This window comes from Corynebacterium sp. ZY180755 (genome assembly GCF_054331495.1).
In genome coordinates this window covers 1281353-1295115 of record NZ_CM135811.1, presented here as the reverse complement: position 1 = coordinate 1295115, position 13763 = coordinate 1281353, and the positions used below count along the sequence as shown (strand labels likewise).

General features: G+C 53.1%; 11 protein-coding genes. 5 read left to right on the top strand and 6 right to left on the bottom strand.

Annotated features, from left to right (window positions below):
* Positions 1 to 30: 30 nt before the first annotated feature.
* Positions 31 to 420, bottom strand: coding sequence for an RNA polymerase-binding protein RbpA (locus ACXM2N_RS05990; RefSeq protein ID WP_458486878.1), 390 nt, complete (start codon positions 418 to 420; stop codon positions 31 to 33).
* Positions 421 to 615: 195 nt separating this feature from the next.
* Between ACXM2N_RS05990 and ACXM2N_RS05985 the strand changes: the two genes are divergently transcribed.
* Both ACXM2N_RS05985 and ACXM2N_RS05980 read left to right on the top strand, forming a co-directional pair.
* On the top strand, positions 616 to 942 hold the full coding sequence (locus ACXM2N_RS05985; protein WP_458486876.1) for a hypothetical protein: 327 nt from the start codon (positions 616 to 618) through the stop codon (positions 940 to 942).
* A 75-nt stretch (positions 943 to 1017) separates the two neighbouring features.
* Positions 1018 to 1707: a YceI family protein gene (locus ACXM2N_RS05980; protein ID WP_458486874.1), complete on the top strand. Its 690-nt coding sequence runs from the start codon at positions 1018 to 1020 to the stop codon at positions 1705 to 1707.
* A gap of 669 nt (positions 1708 to 2376) precedes the next feature.
* Here the strand turns inward: ACXM2N_RS05980 and ACXM2N_RS05975 are convergent.
* Positions 2377 to 2949 carry a TetR/AcrR family transcriptional regulator gene (locus ACXM2N_RS05975; protein ID WP_458486872.1) on the bottom strand — a complete coding sequence of 191 codons (573 nt, stop codon included), beginning with the start codon at positions 2947 to 2949 and terminating at the stop codon, positions 2377 to 2379.
* A 341-nt stretch (positions 2950 to 3290) separates the two neighbouring features.
* Between ACXM2N_RS05975 and ACXM2N_RS05970 the strand changes: the two genes are divergently transcribed.
* Positions 3291 to 4475 carry an acyl-CoA dehydrogenase family protein gene (locus ACXM2N_RS05970; RefSeq protein WP_458486870.1) on the top strand — a complete coding sequence of 395 codons (1185 nt, stop codon included), beginning with the start codon at positions 3291 to 3293 and terminating at the stop codon, positions 4473 to 4475.
* Between the two features lie 530 nt (positions 4476 to 5005).
* Here the strand turns inward: ACXM2N_RS05970 and ACXM2N_RS05965 are convergent.
* The 3 genes from ACXM2N_RS05965 to ACXM2N_RS05955 form a co-directional block, all read right to left on the bottom strand.
* Positions 5006 to 7273, bottom strand: coding sequence for a 3-hydroxyacyl-CoA dehydrogenase NAD-binding domain-containing protein (locus ACXM2N_RS05965; protein WP_458486868.1), 2268 nt, complete (start codon positions 7271 to 7273; stop codon positions 5006 to 5008).
* A gap of 3 nt (positions 7274 to 7276) precedes the next feature.
* On the bottom strand, positions 7277 to 8461 hold the full coding sequence (gene bktB / locus ACXM2N_RS05960) for a beta-ketothiolase BktB (RefSeq protein WP_458486866.1): 1185 nt from the start codon (positions 8459 to 8461) through the stop codon (positions 7277 to 7279).
* A 240-nt stretch (positions 8462 to 8701) separates the two neighbouring features.
* Complete coding sequence (locus ACXM2N_RS05955) at positions 8702 to 10027, bottom strand: class I SAM-dependent methyltransferase (RefSeq protein WP_458491034.1); 1326 nt, start codon at positions 10025 to 10027, stop codon at positions 8702 to 8704.
* 534 nt (positions 10028 to 10561) lie between these two features.
* Here ACXM2N_RS05955 and ACXM2N_RS05950 point away from each other — a divergent pair.
* Complete coding sequence (locus ACXM2N_RS05950; RefSeq protein WP_458486864.1) at positions 10562 to 11971, top strand: NAD(P)/FAD-dependent oxidoreductase; 1410 nt, start codon at positions 10562 to 10564, stop codon at positions 11969 to 11971.
* Between the two features lie 47 nt (positions 11972 to 12018).
* Here ACXM2N_RS05950 and ACXM2N_RS05945 read toward each other — a convergent pair whose 3' ends face one another.
* Positions 12019 to 12600: a class I SAM-dependent DNA methyltransferase gene (locus ACXM2N_RS05945; protein WP_458486862.1), complete on the bottom strand. Its 582-nt coding sequence runs from the start codon at positions 12598 to 12600 to the stop codon at positions 12019 to 12021.
* Positions 12601 to 12646: 46 nt separating this feature from the next.
* Between ACXM2N_RS05945 and ACXM2N_RS05940 the strand changes: the two genes are divergently transcribed.
* Positions 12647 to 13753: a magnesium and cobalt transport protein CorA gene (locus tag ACXM2N_RS05940; protein ID WP_458486860.1), complete on the top strand. Its 1107-nt coding sequence runs from the start codon at positions 12647 to 12649 to the stop codon at positions 13751 to 13753.
* Positions 13754 to 13763 lie beyond the last annotated feature (10 nt).

Here is a 13763-nt window from a genome sequence, read left to right as displayed (position 1 = left end):
TAGTTCAAAACTACGGGGATTTTTCCAGTTTTAAGCGTTGTTCTTTGCAGCTTCTTCTTCCTGCTGCTGCTTAAGCAACCGAGCGGCATTGCGACGGCGCTTACGAAGTTGTTCCACGCGCTCCTCGAGGAGCACATCGAGTTCCTCAATGGTGCGACGCTCCCGCAACATGTCCCAGTGGGTGCGTGGTGGCTTGGCAGGCTTAGACTCGATGCCTTCGCCTTCCATGAGGTGGCCTAGCTGACCATTCTTGCACATCCAGGTGCCTGGGATTTCGGCGTCATCGGCAAACGGAACGTCAAAGATCTCGCCGGTCTCAGTCTTGTAGCGGACCATTTGGCGCGGTGCCAAGTCGTGGTCACGGTCAGTTTCGTAGCTCACTGCACCCATTCGGCTACCACGGAGAACGCGATCTGCCATCTGCTCATCAGCCCTTTCAGTAAATGTGTGTGGGGGATCTTTATCCAAGCTCTAACTTGAAGATATCCGAGATCTAAAACTATAACGCATATTCTCGAAAAATAATTCCCGAGTTTGCAACTAGATATTAAATAGGTAGGGAAGTGCTAACAGGGTAGGCGTTTAGCGCTAAAAGCGATAAGCTCTTTATTCGTTATGACAATGAAGCGAAACCCTACCTGCGCTCGGTGCGGAGCTGAGCTTCCCGCCTCAACGCGTGGTCGCCCCAGGAAGTATTGTTCACAGTCATGCAAGCAACGTGCATATGAGCAGCGTAATGGCCTTTCAGGATCTAAGCTTCCAGAGAACGCAGTGGTTTTGTCACCGGATAAGGTAGACGGACTCCGCGACAGGTTATACGAGCTGCGTTGCGCGGCCGAGGATGTCCGTACAGCGTATGAAGAGGGTGCTACAGCCACTGAGATGAGCCAGTTGTGTGATGAACTGGTGTCACTGGCAAAAGAAATTGAGAAAATTCGCTAAGCTGAAAAAGCTGTATCCGAACCAGTGAATCAGGTTGATTTTATTCACCTAAGAAAAGCAAGGATCAATAGTCTTATGGACCGCAAGCGTAAATCCATCATCATCATTGTGGGAGCCGTCGTCGTCTTATTGGCGCTTTTTGCGCTAGCGACGGCCATTTATCCGTTGCTTAATTCGCCTGGCGTTAAAACGGAGCAACTGGATGCTTCCGACGCTCAGCCTGCAACCACCGAAATTGATGGCGAGTGGCGCGTTGTTTACGGAGACAAACCCAATTTTAGCTCTGTAGGCTTCACCTTCGAAGAAATTCTCCCTGGTGAACAGCAGGTAACCTCTGGATCCACCAATGCCTTGGAAGGTAACGCGATCATTAAGAATGAGACGCTTGAAGCTGGTCGCGTTGTTGTAGATATGGAGCAAGTGGCCACCGATCAGGAAAAGCGCGATATTAACGTGCGCAGTAAGATCTTTAATACTAATGAGTATCCTGAGGCTGTCTTCGAGGTTACGGAGCCGGTTAGCCTTCACGACGTTGATGCCGACGCAAACGTTTCGGAAATTCAAGTACCTGGCGAGCTAACCATTAAGGGTGTCACAAAGGACGTTAACCCGACGTTTAAGGTTGTTCGGTCCAGAGACCAACTCATTCTCTCAACCATTATCAACATCAACCGCACTGACTACGGTGTGGAGACGCCGGATTTCGTAGCAGCACGTATTGCAGAAAACGGCGAAGTGAATGTTCTACTGACCTTGGAGAAGTAACTTGCTTGCTGCTCGAATGATTCCGGCATTGTGGCTACGACTCGTAGTTTTGGTTGCTTTCACGATATTTGTCTCTTTTAAAGGCATCTACTGGCTCGCTGGATTGTGCGTACTCTTCATCCTTCTTAGCGCATGGCAACTGTCAAGCGCTTACAAGCAGAAGGCGTACATGAACGAAGAAAAACCTTAAAAAGCGAGTAGTCTCTAATATTCCATAGCGTCTATTAACGTCACTGTTACGTTAATAGACGCTACATTTAGCTATCCCTACCCAAGACTAATGGGGCGGAAATCAGCTCGTGGCTTCAAATCTGGGATAGGCCAGCATTTATCAGCCCACAGGCGTTAAGATCGCACAGGATCATCGCGCTCAGCAATGGAGTGAATCTTAAAAACCATCTCAGTAAAAGCCGGTTCGACGGACAACAACGTCGGACAAAGTACATTGGCGCAAAGCCGTAAGCACCACAGTCACGCGATCTCACTACGGCAGTGACAGTGACAATCCAAAGTCCAGGTAAGCGCCTAGCTCATAAGCTTTCAAATACCGCGTGAATTACGGGGTACGCGGCCGGTAGGAGCAAACATCCATAGTTGTCCGATAATGTACATTATGTCACTTTACAATCCCCCTCATGATCCCCAAAGCAAACGTGGTTAGAACATGACTTAGACCCCTAATTGCTTCACGGCTAAGTCTGCATATAGATTCCCCAGTTGCTCTGCTGAGTACTCTCCATCCGAGGTATACCAACCCGAGACCCCGGAGCCCATATCGATTATCGCCCACGTTACGATCTTTGAATCTTTTACTGAAAACGCGCCTTGCTGAACGCCTTCTTCCACAATTTGCACCCAGCGCGCAGCATAGTCTTTCCGCAGCTGGAGAACCACACTCCGAGAAGGCTCTTCAAGACTATCTAACTCCTTGTTTGATACCTGGACCGCCTTTTGATTTTCAGCGTGGAAGATTACATGTTCCCGCATGCAGGCACGTATTTTATCCACCGGATCCACTATCCCTGCCAAACCACGGGCATTCTGACGCAGCAAAGCCTCCATGGAGTTCTCCATAATTTCAGCGAGGATTTCCTGCTTAGAGCTGTAATGGTTATAAAGGCTAGAAGTAGCCATGCCAATATCTTTGGCTATATCCCCCATGCCTGTGCCGTAATATCCGCGCTCCTCAAACAGGTTTAAGGCCGTGGTATAGATTTGCTCTCGCCTATTTCTGCGAACCATGGTTTCGTCCTTTTTTCGTAAGCTTCCGGCGCTGCACTGGCGAGCAGACGGCTACGCACATTCAGCACAGCGAAGATTCAGCGATTTTTACGAATAGACATTAGCACTAATTCCTTTTGAGTGCAGAAGTGGGCACGCGAACAATGGGCTAGCTTCACGCCTTAACGCGTCCTAGAGCACACTTTTGCGATGCAAGTCACTAATTTTCGGTTATTTTCCAACTTTTTACCCGTTTTCCATTGACAGACAGTGCGATGTAGGTCACACTAGGTAATACGAATTGAAATTCGCAATAGTGGATCACTCTCTCATCCCACACCTTCCAAAGTAAGGAGATCACCATGACACTTTCTGCTAAAGAACTTCTCGATGGAACCACCGATTTTCTCGGAGTGTTCAATGACGTAGAGGGCGCAGACCTCGAGGCGTGGAACAAGGCCGCTTCCTACAAAGAGGATGCGCTTCCAGTAATTAACGATGCTTGGGAAAAGGCAGAATACCCACTCCCACTGGTAAAGCGTCTCGGCGAGCTTGGCCTCCTTACTGACGGACTCGCGGTTGAAGGATACGAGCAGCTTTCCCCTCTTGCAGCCGGCCTCGTTAACATGGAAATCTCCCGATGTGATGGATCCATGGCCACAGCCATCGCCGTCCAGGCGGGTCTGACAATGCGTTCCATCGACCTGCTTGGCTCAGACGAGCAAAAGGCTTACTGGCTTCCAAAGCTAGCAAGTGCAGAGAAGCTTGGCGCATTCGCACTCACCGAGCCAGATCATGGCTCCGATTCCATCGCACTCGAAACTTCAGCAGTTCGCGATGGTGATGAATTCGTTCTCAACGGCCAGAAGCGATGGATCGGTCACGGTTCCGTGGGTGATGTTACGGTCGTTTGGGCCCGCACCGAAGACGGCGAAGTTTCCGGCTTCCTCGTCCCTCAGGACACTCCTGGCTACGAGGCAGAAACCATCCAAGGAAAGGTTTCCCTCCGCGCAATTCCGCAGGCACTCATCACATTGACCGATTGCCGTATCCCTGCAGAGAATCAGCTGCCTAAGGCCAAGACATTCCGCGACACCGCATCTGTTTTGACCGCTACTCGCCTCTCCGTAGGTTGGATGGCTTTGGGTAACGCTATTGCATGCTATGAAATCGCTCGTGAGCATGCAGCTACCCGTGTACAGTTTGGTCGGCCTCTAGCGGCTAACCAGATGATTCAGCAGCGTCTTTCAGACATGCTGGGCAAGCTTACTCATATGATGCTGCTGATGCGTCGTGTTACCGACCTTGAAGTCAAGGGTGAGCTCTCCCAGCAGCAGGCGTCGATGGCGAAGGTTCAGTGTACTCGCGGCTCGCGTGAGATCGCACTGAATGCGCGCGATATGCTTGGCGGATCCGGCATTCTGTTGGAGAACCACGTCATGCGCCACCTCGTGGATAACGAGGCCATCCACACCTATGAGGGCACTGACACCGTACAGTCGCTGATCATCGGCAAGAAGATCACCGGCATTGGCGCTTACAAATAAAACTACCCACTCCTAACGGGCCACTTCCTTTGCGGGAAGTGGCCCGTTTCGCGGGCTTTACGACGCGCCCCAGGCCCAAGGTCAGTCGGTGGCTATCAAGTCACCTGGGCCGCCTGTGCAAGGCCCCACCCTTCGGTGGGGACTTCAAACCTAAGTTCGGGTACTACGAGCCATTGCGCAGAGCTTCGAGCCATTTTGGGCTCACCGCGCTGTAGATGACGAGTTCGGTGGCTTTCCTCACGCTAAAGCTCCTGGAGACGGCGCTCCTTGGCAAAATCAACCGCATCAATGATCGTGGCGCTGCAGTGCCAATAAGCCTAGAGGGAAAGCTTCCCACGATTCATACCGGCTTAAAGGAGGTCTGCGTAGCTTTTTCTCGCTGCCACCCTCTACTCCAGAATCCCCTCACCACGAGAGGCCTAGTCGGCGCTGCAATCCTCGCGCGGTGGCATGCGACACCAGGGAAGCGAAAAAGGCTCCTTGGCACACAATCTGTGTGCCAAGGAGCCTTAACCTTAAGTGCGGCCTAATTAATTGCGCAGTGGCTTGCGGGTCGTTGCCATAGCCCGAGCGCGCTCCAACTGGTTGTCGCGAATGACCAGTGGCGTTGCGTGTGTGACCTCGGACTCGCCGAGCTCGTCTACGCTGACGGTACGAGTACCACCAAGGTGCTCCTCCAACGCGGCGAGGATTTCGCGATCGGTGTCTGTGAGAGCATCTGGGTTGGCCTCATCATACGAGGACAACAGATCACCGGCCGACTCCAATGCGATATCTGGGTTATGTGTGCTGTATTCGTCGGCAAGCTTACGTGCTATCTCGAGTGCGTAACCGAAGATGTGATCGTCGGACAGGAAGATCTCATGGCGTTCACCCAAGAAGTTCCTCTCCTTGGCTGCCACGGCGCTAATCGGGGTAGCGTTAGCCATCAGCTCGAAGGTTTGCTTCACGGAATCTGCTGCGCTCACACCTGCTGTCTGCAAGTTCTGCAGAGAACGAACGGTGCCACACCAAGCTGGGAACAGACCCACGTTTCTTTCTGGGAAGCCGACCCGAGTTTCAGCATGCACGGCCGCAGCATCGCAAGCAAGCATCAGCTCCATACCTCCACCGAGTGCGACGCCACGAACAGCACCCACAACTGGAACACCGGAAGCACGCAAACCTCGGAATACTTGGTTACCTCGGCGAATAAACTCGCTTGCTTTGTTCAAGTCGCGAGTCTCTCCCGCCTCAACGATGGTTGGAAGATGTGCACCGGCAGAGAATGCGCGAGCTTCGTCATTACCAACAACGATCGCCTTGTAGTCGTTTGCGGTGCTTACAAGCTCTGCCATCATTTCGATAGCCGGCTTGTTGCAGGAGTTCATGGGGGTGAGGAAATCGAAGATCGCGATATCGTCCTTGGTGCGCAGGATACGAGCGGCACCGTTGTTAGATACCTCGGTAAGCTCACCTGCAGCCTCTAGCTCTGCGAGGGTCACCACGCCGTGTCGCTTTCCGGAATTTACTTTCTCACCAGTGGACGACAGTACTTCGAATTCACCTGGGTAGAATCCGCCGTTGGCGATGGCTGCATCCAGAAGCTCGTGGCTGAAGCCCTTCTCCTCAGCGAGAGCCTTGATCCAATCCAATCCCAGGTCATCGGCAAGCTTGAATGGGCCTTTCTTCCAGCCGTAGCCGAGCTCCATAGCAGCGTCAACCTGCTCGACGGTGTCCGAGATTTCCTCGGCTGTTTCGATGCAGTACTTTAGAGTCTCGAAAAAGACGTCCTTAGCGTATCGGCCTGCCGGTGAGTCGGTTTCCATGACTTCCTTGGCAGTCTTCTTGGAGAGAGCCTCGTCCTCACCCACGTCCTTCTTACGGTAGGAGAAGTCTTCCGTTACAACCTCATCGCGACCACGATAGATGCCGGACTCACCTGTACGTCCCGTCAGGCCGCGCTCAATGAGCCCAGTAAACAGTGGCTCGTTAGCAATGTTGAACGTGTTGTATGCGTCATCCGCGGAAACCGCCTTGGTGGTAGATCCCCAAATGAATGGGATCAGCTGTAGACCTACATAATCAAACAATCCAAAGATGCCGGTGCGCGGAATTCCAAACGGCTTGGAGAACACGGCGTCAGCAAGCTCTGGCTTGATGTCGTTGTCGAATGCGATACGTGCACCAGCAGCCATCCACAGGTTACCCACGCGATTAGCGATGAAGCCTGGGGTGTCGCGGCAATCGAGAACATACTTGCCCAAACCTTGCTCAATGGCGTTGGTGATGCGCTCGGTGGTTTCCTGAGCAACATTGTCATTGGTGACAACCTCGACCAGCTTCATCACGCGAGGTGGATTGAAGAAGTGGGTAATGACGAAGTTCTTGCGACGATCATCGGACAGTTTCTCCGCCAGTTTTGCCAAAGGAATGGTGGAGGTATTGGAGGACAAAATAGTGTCTGAAGCTAGAAACGGCTCGATCTTCGCGTAGAGATCGTGTTTAACGTCTGGATCCTCAAAGACTGCCTCAATGACCCACTGGCGATCCTTAAGCAGTTCTAGGCTGTCTTCTGTGTTACCAGGGGTAATACGCTCTGCGAACGCTGGGCTCATGAAGCCCCTGCGCTTAACCTGGGTCTTGATTCCATCGATGGCACGCTGGGAGCGATCTCCCTCTTCGGACGGAATATCCAGCAGAACCACGTCCATACCGGCGTTGGCGCACTGTGCTGCAATGCCGGCACCCATGGAACCAGCGCCAATAACGGCGACCTTGGTGATATCAGTATGAGAAAAAATATTGGAAGGAATCATCGTTTAAACCGCCTCAATAATCAGTGCAATACCCTGTCCGCCACCAATACACATGGTGATCAGACCGTACTTCTTTCCTGTTGCCTTAAGCTTGTACGCTGCCTTAGTGGTCAAGATTGCGCCTGTAGCGCCAACTGGGTGGCCCAGTGCAACCGCACCGCCATCAGGGTTGGTGATCGCTGGGTCGAAGCCCAGCTCACGCTCGACCGCCAACGCTTGGGCAGCGAAGGCCTCGTTGGACTCGATCAGGTCGATGTCGGAGAGCTCGAGGCCAGCACGCTTGAGCGCAACAGGCACTGCAGCGATAGGACCGATGCCCATCTTGGCAGGATCGACACCCGCTACTCCCCAACCGACGATACGTGCGAGAGGTGCCTGAGAGGTCTTGGAGAGAGAAGATTCGGTGGCCAAAATGAGGGCCGCGCCGCCGTCGTTAATACCGGAAGAGTTACCGGCGGTGACGGTTCCGTCCTTCTTGAAACTTGGCTTGAGCTTTGCCAAGGTCTCAAGCGTGGTAGCGCGCGGGTGCTCGTCGGTGTCGAAGATGACCTCGCCCTTTCGGGTCTTCACGGTTACTGGAACGATCTCATCCTTGAATGTTCCTGCTGCAATCGCTGCTTGAGCGCGCTCCTGGCTCTGTAGCGCGAATGCATCCTGGTCTTCACGGCTAATGCCGTAGTGCTCAGCCACGTTTTCAGCGGTGATACCCATACCACCGTTACCCATTGGGCAGGTCAGGGTTTCAGTCAACCAGTCGACCACCTTGCCCGGTCCCATTGGGTTACCGAAGCGCATTCCCGGAATGGTGTGTGGTGCGTTGGACATGGACTCCGCGCCACCAACGAGGGCGATGCCAGCGTCGCCAGTGAGCAGCTGCTGTGCACCGGTAACGATGGCCTGCAGACCAGATCCGCACAGGCGGTTGACGTTCATCGCAATAGAAGATTCCGGCAGCCCTGATTCCAGTGCCACAGCGCGAGAGAGGTAAAGATCGCGTGGGGTGGTTGGAACTACGGTGCCAAAAACTGCGGTCTCAATCTCTTTGGCATTCAATCCGCTTCGCTTAATGGCTTCTTTCGCTGCGAAGGTGCCTAGTTCGATCGGACCAAAGGAGGCTAGGGATCCTCCGAACTTTCCAATTGCGGTGCGTGCCGCGGAAAGGATGTAAATGGACTCATTGTTGGTCATCGTTGTTTCCTAAGGTTGTCGTGTACTCAGTACGGCTGTAAGATGTTCATACGAATCGCTATTCGTATTTAGAAAAGTAGTCTAGGTCACATTTAGAAGATCGTCAATCGGAAACGCCGAGTTTTTCTACGCAGCGAAAAATAAATCTTCCTCATCTCGGATTCTTCATGCGAACTTAGATTCAGGCGTTTGGACGAAAAAAGGCCGAGCCCCTATAGGAGCTCGGCCTTTGGCGTAGAACTATCTGCGCCCGCGACGGTTGCGGGTAGTAATTTTCAGCTGAACAACATCTAGCGCCCCTACCCGCAATAACGCCTCCTTCATACTTAAGTAAAAGACCCACATGCGCCGATATACAGCATCAAAACCCTCTGCGGCGGCTTCCCTGGATCGCCCCTCAAAATTCTCTCGCTGAATATGGACGCCCTTTACATAGTGATTGCCTACATGGGTTTGACCGATGATACGAAGTCCGGTTTCAGAATCGAACAACCTGTGCAACCCCTCGATATCCAGGAACTCTTGTGCAGGCCACAGGTAAGCTTTAGCCACATCCAAGCCAGATTCCGCGCTGGAGCGCATTGCGCCTGTCGTCACCACGGTCTGCATACTTAGGTACCCGCCCATGGTGAGCATGCGATCGAGCGACTTGACATACATGCGACGGGCACGTGGTCCCATGGTTTCAAGTTTCTCAATACTGGTAATTGCATCGTAATGATGCATCCAGTCGCGCGGCGCTAGCAGCGGGGAATCAATAAGCTCAACATGAGCACGATCATCATGCCCAGCCAGATTGAGGATCTGTCGAGTATCTTGCACGTGATCCAGATCGGGACTCAAGGTATCAATCGTTGCTTCGCGTTGCCCAGCCACAATTGCCACGGAAGGACCCGAACTAGGAAAATCCAGAAGGTGCGTACCACCGCGAACGTGGGCAGCGTCTAAGAGCATTGTCACTGTCTTTAGCTGCCCCGCAGCCAAATCCGCGCGTTCCACGAGCGAGGGGTCAGTGAGCGTGGTGACATCTACGTAATGAGTCCCCGGTTCGTGACCGTGCCCCGCCCCACGCACGTAGCTTTTCATCTCAGTGCGCTCAGTTGTTGGGACCCCGGAGAAAACCGGCCCAAAACTACTCAGACCGTCTTGGGTACTGAGGCGAACTAAGTCTGGCGGAAGGTCAAGACCCGTGTAAGCGCCGCCCACATGGGCGGCCTTGGCCTTGGGAGAGTAGCCGACTTCAAGAAGCCTCGTGAGTACGTCAACAAGGTTGGTACTTCGCCATTCCCCCGCCATATAACTCTCCGCAAGCCCAAGCCAACCAGATGTGGCGATGCGAACAAACATCGTCTCTTCATCCACCAGCAAATCCGCACGTGCCCCCTGAAGCTGCAATCCAGCCTTGTCACACGCTTGCGCAAAAGCAGCCTCGGCTTTACGCGCCCCCCACTGGGACTTCACGGTGACCGGCACCTCCGCGATCCGTGGCCAGACCTCAGGATCGATTGAGGACTTTTGTGCCTTGCCTAAAGGCCGACCAAAGTCCGATGATCCACGCACCACCATCAAAAGCCCCCTCGCTGCAGAATTTGTCTCCTCCAATGAAAGACAAGTCTAGTTTTCCGCTTTTGGCACCTTTATCTTCCACGCCGAAGGAACACCGCAAAACATAACCTCTCTCCGCGGAGCTTTCTGCATCGGACGATTGAGTCACGGTTATTACCCCCAACCTTCCACAACCAAAACACAACTGATTCACCAATCGTGGGGGTTGGGGCCACCACTAGTTTCCATCCCCTTAATACCAGTTGTCGATTTGCGCAGGTCAGGACAAGATACCTCCTTATCACACAGTGCTGCAACGGGTGTGCAACCGGGCGCAAAAGCAAAAGCTACTTGAACGCAATATGTCCGGTGTGCTTTAGAGGTTCGAAACGACTACCATGATGTAGATCACCTAAGTAAGGTGCAATTATTTTCCAAAACTGTAGATAATTCGGCAGCAAAGTTTTATAGTGCTCCACTTCAAACTGTGGCAAGCATGCTGAAGTGTGCTTTTAAGTTTGTTGCGTTATCCGATTACAGGAGAAAACTTAAACTATGTCTAAAACTCCATTTCGCCCAGACGGCGGCCGCCACCACGTAGTTGTGATTGGCTCCGGCTTCGGTGGCCTATTTGCTGTCCAAGACCTCAAAGATGCTGATGTAGACATCACTCTGATCGACCGCACCAACCACCACCTCTTCCAGCCGCTGCTCTACCAAGTAGCAACTGGCATCCTCTCCTCCGGCGAAATCGCCCCTTCTACTCGCCAGATCTTGGCAAACCAGGAAAATGTCACTGTCATGAAGGGCGAAGTAGTAGACGTCAACACCACTGATAAGACAGTCACCGCAGAACTGGGCGAGTACTCACAGGTTGTTGAGTATGACAGCCTCATCGTCGCTGCAGGTGCTGGCCAGTCCTACTTTGGCAACGACCAGTTCGCCGAGTTCGCCCCTGGTATGAAGTCCATCGATGACGCTCTAGAGATCCGCGCGCGTATCCTTGGTGCTTTCGAACGCGCTGAGCTTGCAACCGATCCAGCTGAGCGTGAGCGCCTGCTCACTTTCGTAATTGTTGGCGCTGGCCCAACCGGCGTTGAGCTCGCAGGCCAGATTGCTGAAATGGCTCACCGCACTCTGTCCGGCGCCTACAACAATTTCAACCCAGCAAACGCCAAGATCATCCTGCTCGACGGTGCGCCACAGGTTCTGCCACCATTTGGTAAGCGCTTGGGCCGCAACGCGCAGCGTTCCCTTGAAAAGATTGGCGTCACCGTTATCCTCAATGCCATGGTGAACGACGTGGATGATTCCACCGTTACCTACAAGGATAAGGCCGGAGATCTACACACCATCGAGTCTTACACCAAGATCTGGTCTGCAGGCGTTTCTGCTTCTCCTCTGGGCAAGCTGATCGCTGACCAGCTCGGAGCAGAGGTTGACCGCGCAGGTCGAGTCATGGTTAACCCAGACCTCACCGTGGGCGAGGACAAGAACGTCTACGTTATTGGTGACATGATGAACCTCAACAACCTCCCAGGTGTTGCACAGGTAGCAATCCAGGGTGGCGAATACGTTGCTGAGGTAATTACTAACGAGCTGGAGGGCGCAACCCCAGACCAGCGAGAAAACTTCGAGTACTTTGACAAGGGCTCCATGGCTACCGTCTCTCGCTTCAATGCAGTAGTGAAGATGGGAAAGGTGGAGATCACCGGCTTCATCGGTTGGATCCTGTGGTTGGTTGTCCACGTCATGTTCCTCGTTGGCTTCCGCAACCGCGCTACCGCTGTCGTTTCTTGGGGCATCAACGCATTGTCCCGCAAGCGTTGGAACCTGGCTACCACCCGCCAGCAGTTCCACGCCCGCAATGCTCTGAACATGCTCACCAGCAAGTACAGTGAAGAGGATCGCAAGTCTCTTCCAGTTGAGGTTCGCGATAACCTACGCTTCAACGGCAAGAACTAATCCTTCTTGCCCCAGTGAAAAAGTCGCCTCAGAAATGAGGCGACTTTTTATTTCCTCAAGACTGCCACCAGGAAACTGCTTCCTAGCTCAAAGGGATCCAATTCCCATGTGGAGTACTTCCCCTCCACTGTGAAACCAGCGGCTTCGCATAGCTCAAAGAACTCCCCAAACGCTAGTCCACGCCCAGCACCAAAACCAATGACTGCGCGGCCTGCCGGCGCCAGCGCATTATAAATAGTGCGTAGGGCGGCGTCCCTGCCCTCGGGAGCGATGAAGCCAAAAACGTTTCCAGCTACCACCGCTAAATCAAAGTTGCCTTCTGGGATAGCATCGCGGGTTAAGTCCCCCACATGCCACGCAACGTCGGGGAAATCCTGCTTTGCGACGTCAATGAGGTACGGATCCAGATCCGTACCCACCACCGTGTGGCCACAGGCGGCTAGGTAGCCGCCGATGCGGCCGGTGCCGCAACCGGCATCAAGAATCCTTGCGCCTCGCGGCGCCATGGCGTCGATAAGCCGAGCCTCGCCCACGATATCTTTGCCCTCGGCAGCAAACTGTTTCCATCTGGCGGCATAGTTTGCGGAGTGTTGTGGGTTTAAAGCGACAATCTCAGACCAAGTTCTCATGAAAATAAGTATAAGATCATCTAGGTCTGTTCGGTTTTAATCAAGGATGAAGATAGTGACTAACCCTCAACGGCGTTCACGTAACCCCATTAAGCGTGCACTTGCTAAGCCATCTCCCATTCCTGAAATAGCCGAATCGAAGGATATGGACCACTGCTACGTCATCTCCGGCGGTCAAGTAGCTTACGAAGCCAGCGATTACGACGAGGCACTTGCACACCTTAAGGAGAAGCGCGCAGAAGACAGCGCAGCGTTCGTCTGGCTGAGCCTGTGGGAACCCACTGATCAGCGCATGCAGGATATAGCTAAGGCTTTCCGGCTCCACGATTTGATTGTCGAGGATGCCGTAAAGGCCCGGCAGCGCCCAAAAGTAGAACGCTACGATGACCAGCTCTTCCTCGTGGTTCGATCAGTTAAGTACTCTGAGTTCGATGTTGCCGAAACCAACATCTGTTCATCTCGACAGGTTATTGAGACTGGTGAAATTCACATCCTCATTGGGCGCGATTTCATCATCACAATCAGGCATAACACCTCGATGCCGGAACTACTGGGTGCCTTCGATGTGTCCAACAATCCACAGATGAGCTCCCCTGCCTCCATAGCGTGGGCGGTGTCAGATGCTCTGGTCGACCAATACGTCTCCATCGCAGCTGAACTATCCGGCGACGTTGATGAATTGGAGGAAGAGGTGTTCACACCCGGCGCTTCGATCAACGTTGACCAAATCTATTTGCTCAAACGAGAAGTCTTGGAAATGCGTCACTCGGTCGATCCCCTCGAACCAGCTGTCAGGGCACTGGTGACTGACAACAAAGACATCTTAGACAAACAACTGCGTTCTTACTTCCGCGACGTGCACGATCACGAGAGCCGCGCACGGGATGAACTCCTCAGTTCTGATGAACGACTTACGTCTCTCATTGATGCGGCTGTGGCAAAGATTTCTCTGCAGCAAAACTCTGACATGCGTAAAATCTCCGCACTTGTTGGCATGGCAGCAGTGCCTACTCTAGTCGCTGGAATTTACGGAATGAACTTTGAAAACATGCCGGAACTGTATGCGGAACACGGTTACTACGTCGTGCTTTTCGTCATGTTTCTCACCGTAGTTGCGCTGTGGATCTGGTTTAGGCGCAACAACTGGCTCTAAAAAGGCCTAC

Excerpts from the sequence above, each read along its gene's own strand:
- ACXM2N_RS05990 (WP_458486878.1), bottom strand. The coding sequence starts at position 420 with ATGGCAGATCGCGTTCTCCGTGGTAGCCGAATGGGTGCAGTGAGCTAC.
- ACXM2N_RS05985 (WP_458486876.1), top strand. The coding sequence starts at position 616 with ATGACAATGAAGCGAAACCCTACCTGCGCTCGGTGCGGAGCTGAGCTT.
- ACXM2N_RS05980 (WP_458486874.1), top strand. The coding sequence starts at position 1,018 with ATGGACCGCAAGCGTAAATCCATCATCATCATTGTGGGAGCCGTCGTC.
- ACXM2N_RS05975 (WP_458486872.1), bottom strand. The coding sequence starts at position 2,949 with ATGGTTCGCAGAAATAGGCGAGAGCAAATCTATACCACGGCCTTAAAC.
- ACXM2N_RS05970 (WP_458486870.1), top strand. The coding sequence starts at position 3,291 with ATGACACTTTCTGCTAAAGAACTTCTCGATGGAACCACCGATTTTCTC.
- ACXM2N_RS05965 (WP_458486868.1), bottom strand. The coding sequence starts at position 7,273 with ATGATTCCTTCCAATATTTTTTCTCATACTGATATCACCAAGGTCGCC.
- bktB (WP_458486866.1), bottom strand. The coding sequence starts at position 8,461 with ATGACCAACAATGAGTCCATTTACATCCTTTCCGCGGCACGCACCGCA.
- ACXM2N_RS05955 (WP_458491034.1), bottom strand. The coding sequence starts at position 10,027 with ATGGTGGTGCGTGGATCATCGGACTTTGGTCGGCCTTTAGGCAAGGCA.
- ACXM2N_RS05950 (WP_458486864.1), top strand. The coding sequence starts at position 10,562 with ATGTCTAAAACTCCATTTCGCCCAGACGGCGGCCGCCACCACGTAGTT.
- ACXM2N_RS05945 (WP_458486862.1), bottom strand. The coding sequence starts at position 12,600 with ATGAGAACTTGGTCTGAGATTGTCGCTTTAAACCCACAACACTCCGCA.
- ACXM2N_RS05940 (WP_458486860.1), top strand. The coding sequence starts at position 12,647 with ATGAAGATAGTGACTAACCCTCAACGGCGTTCACGTAACCCCATTAAG.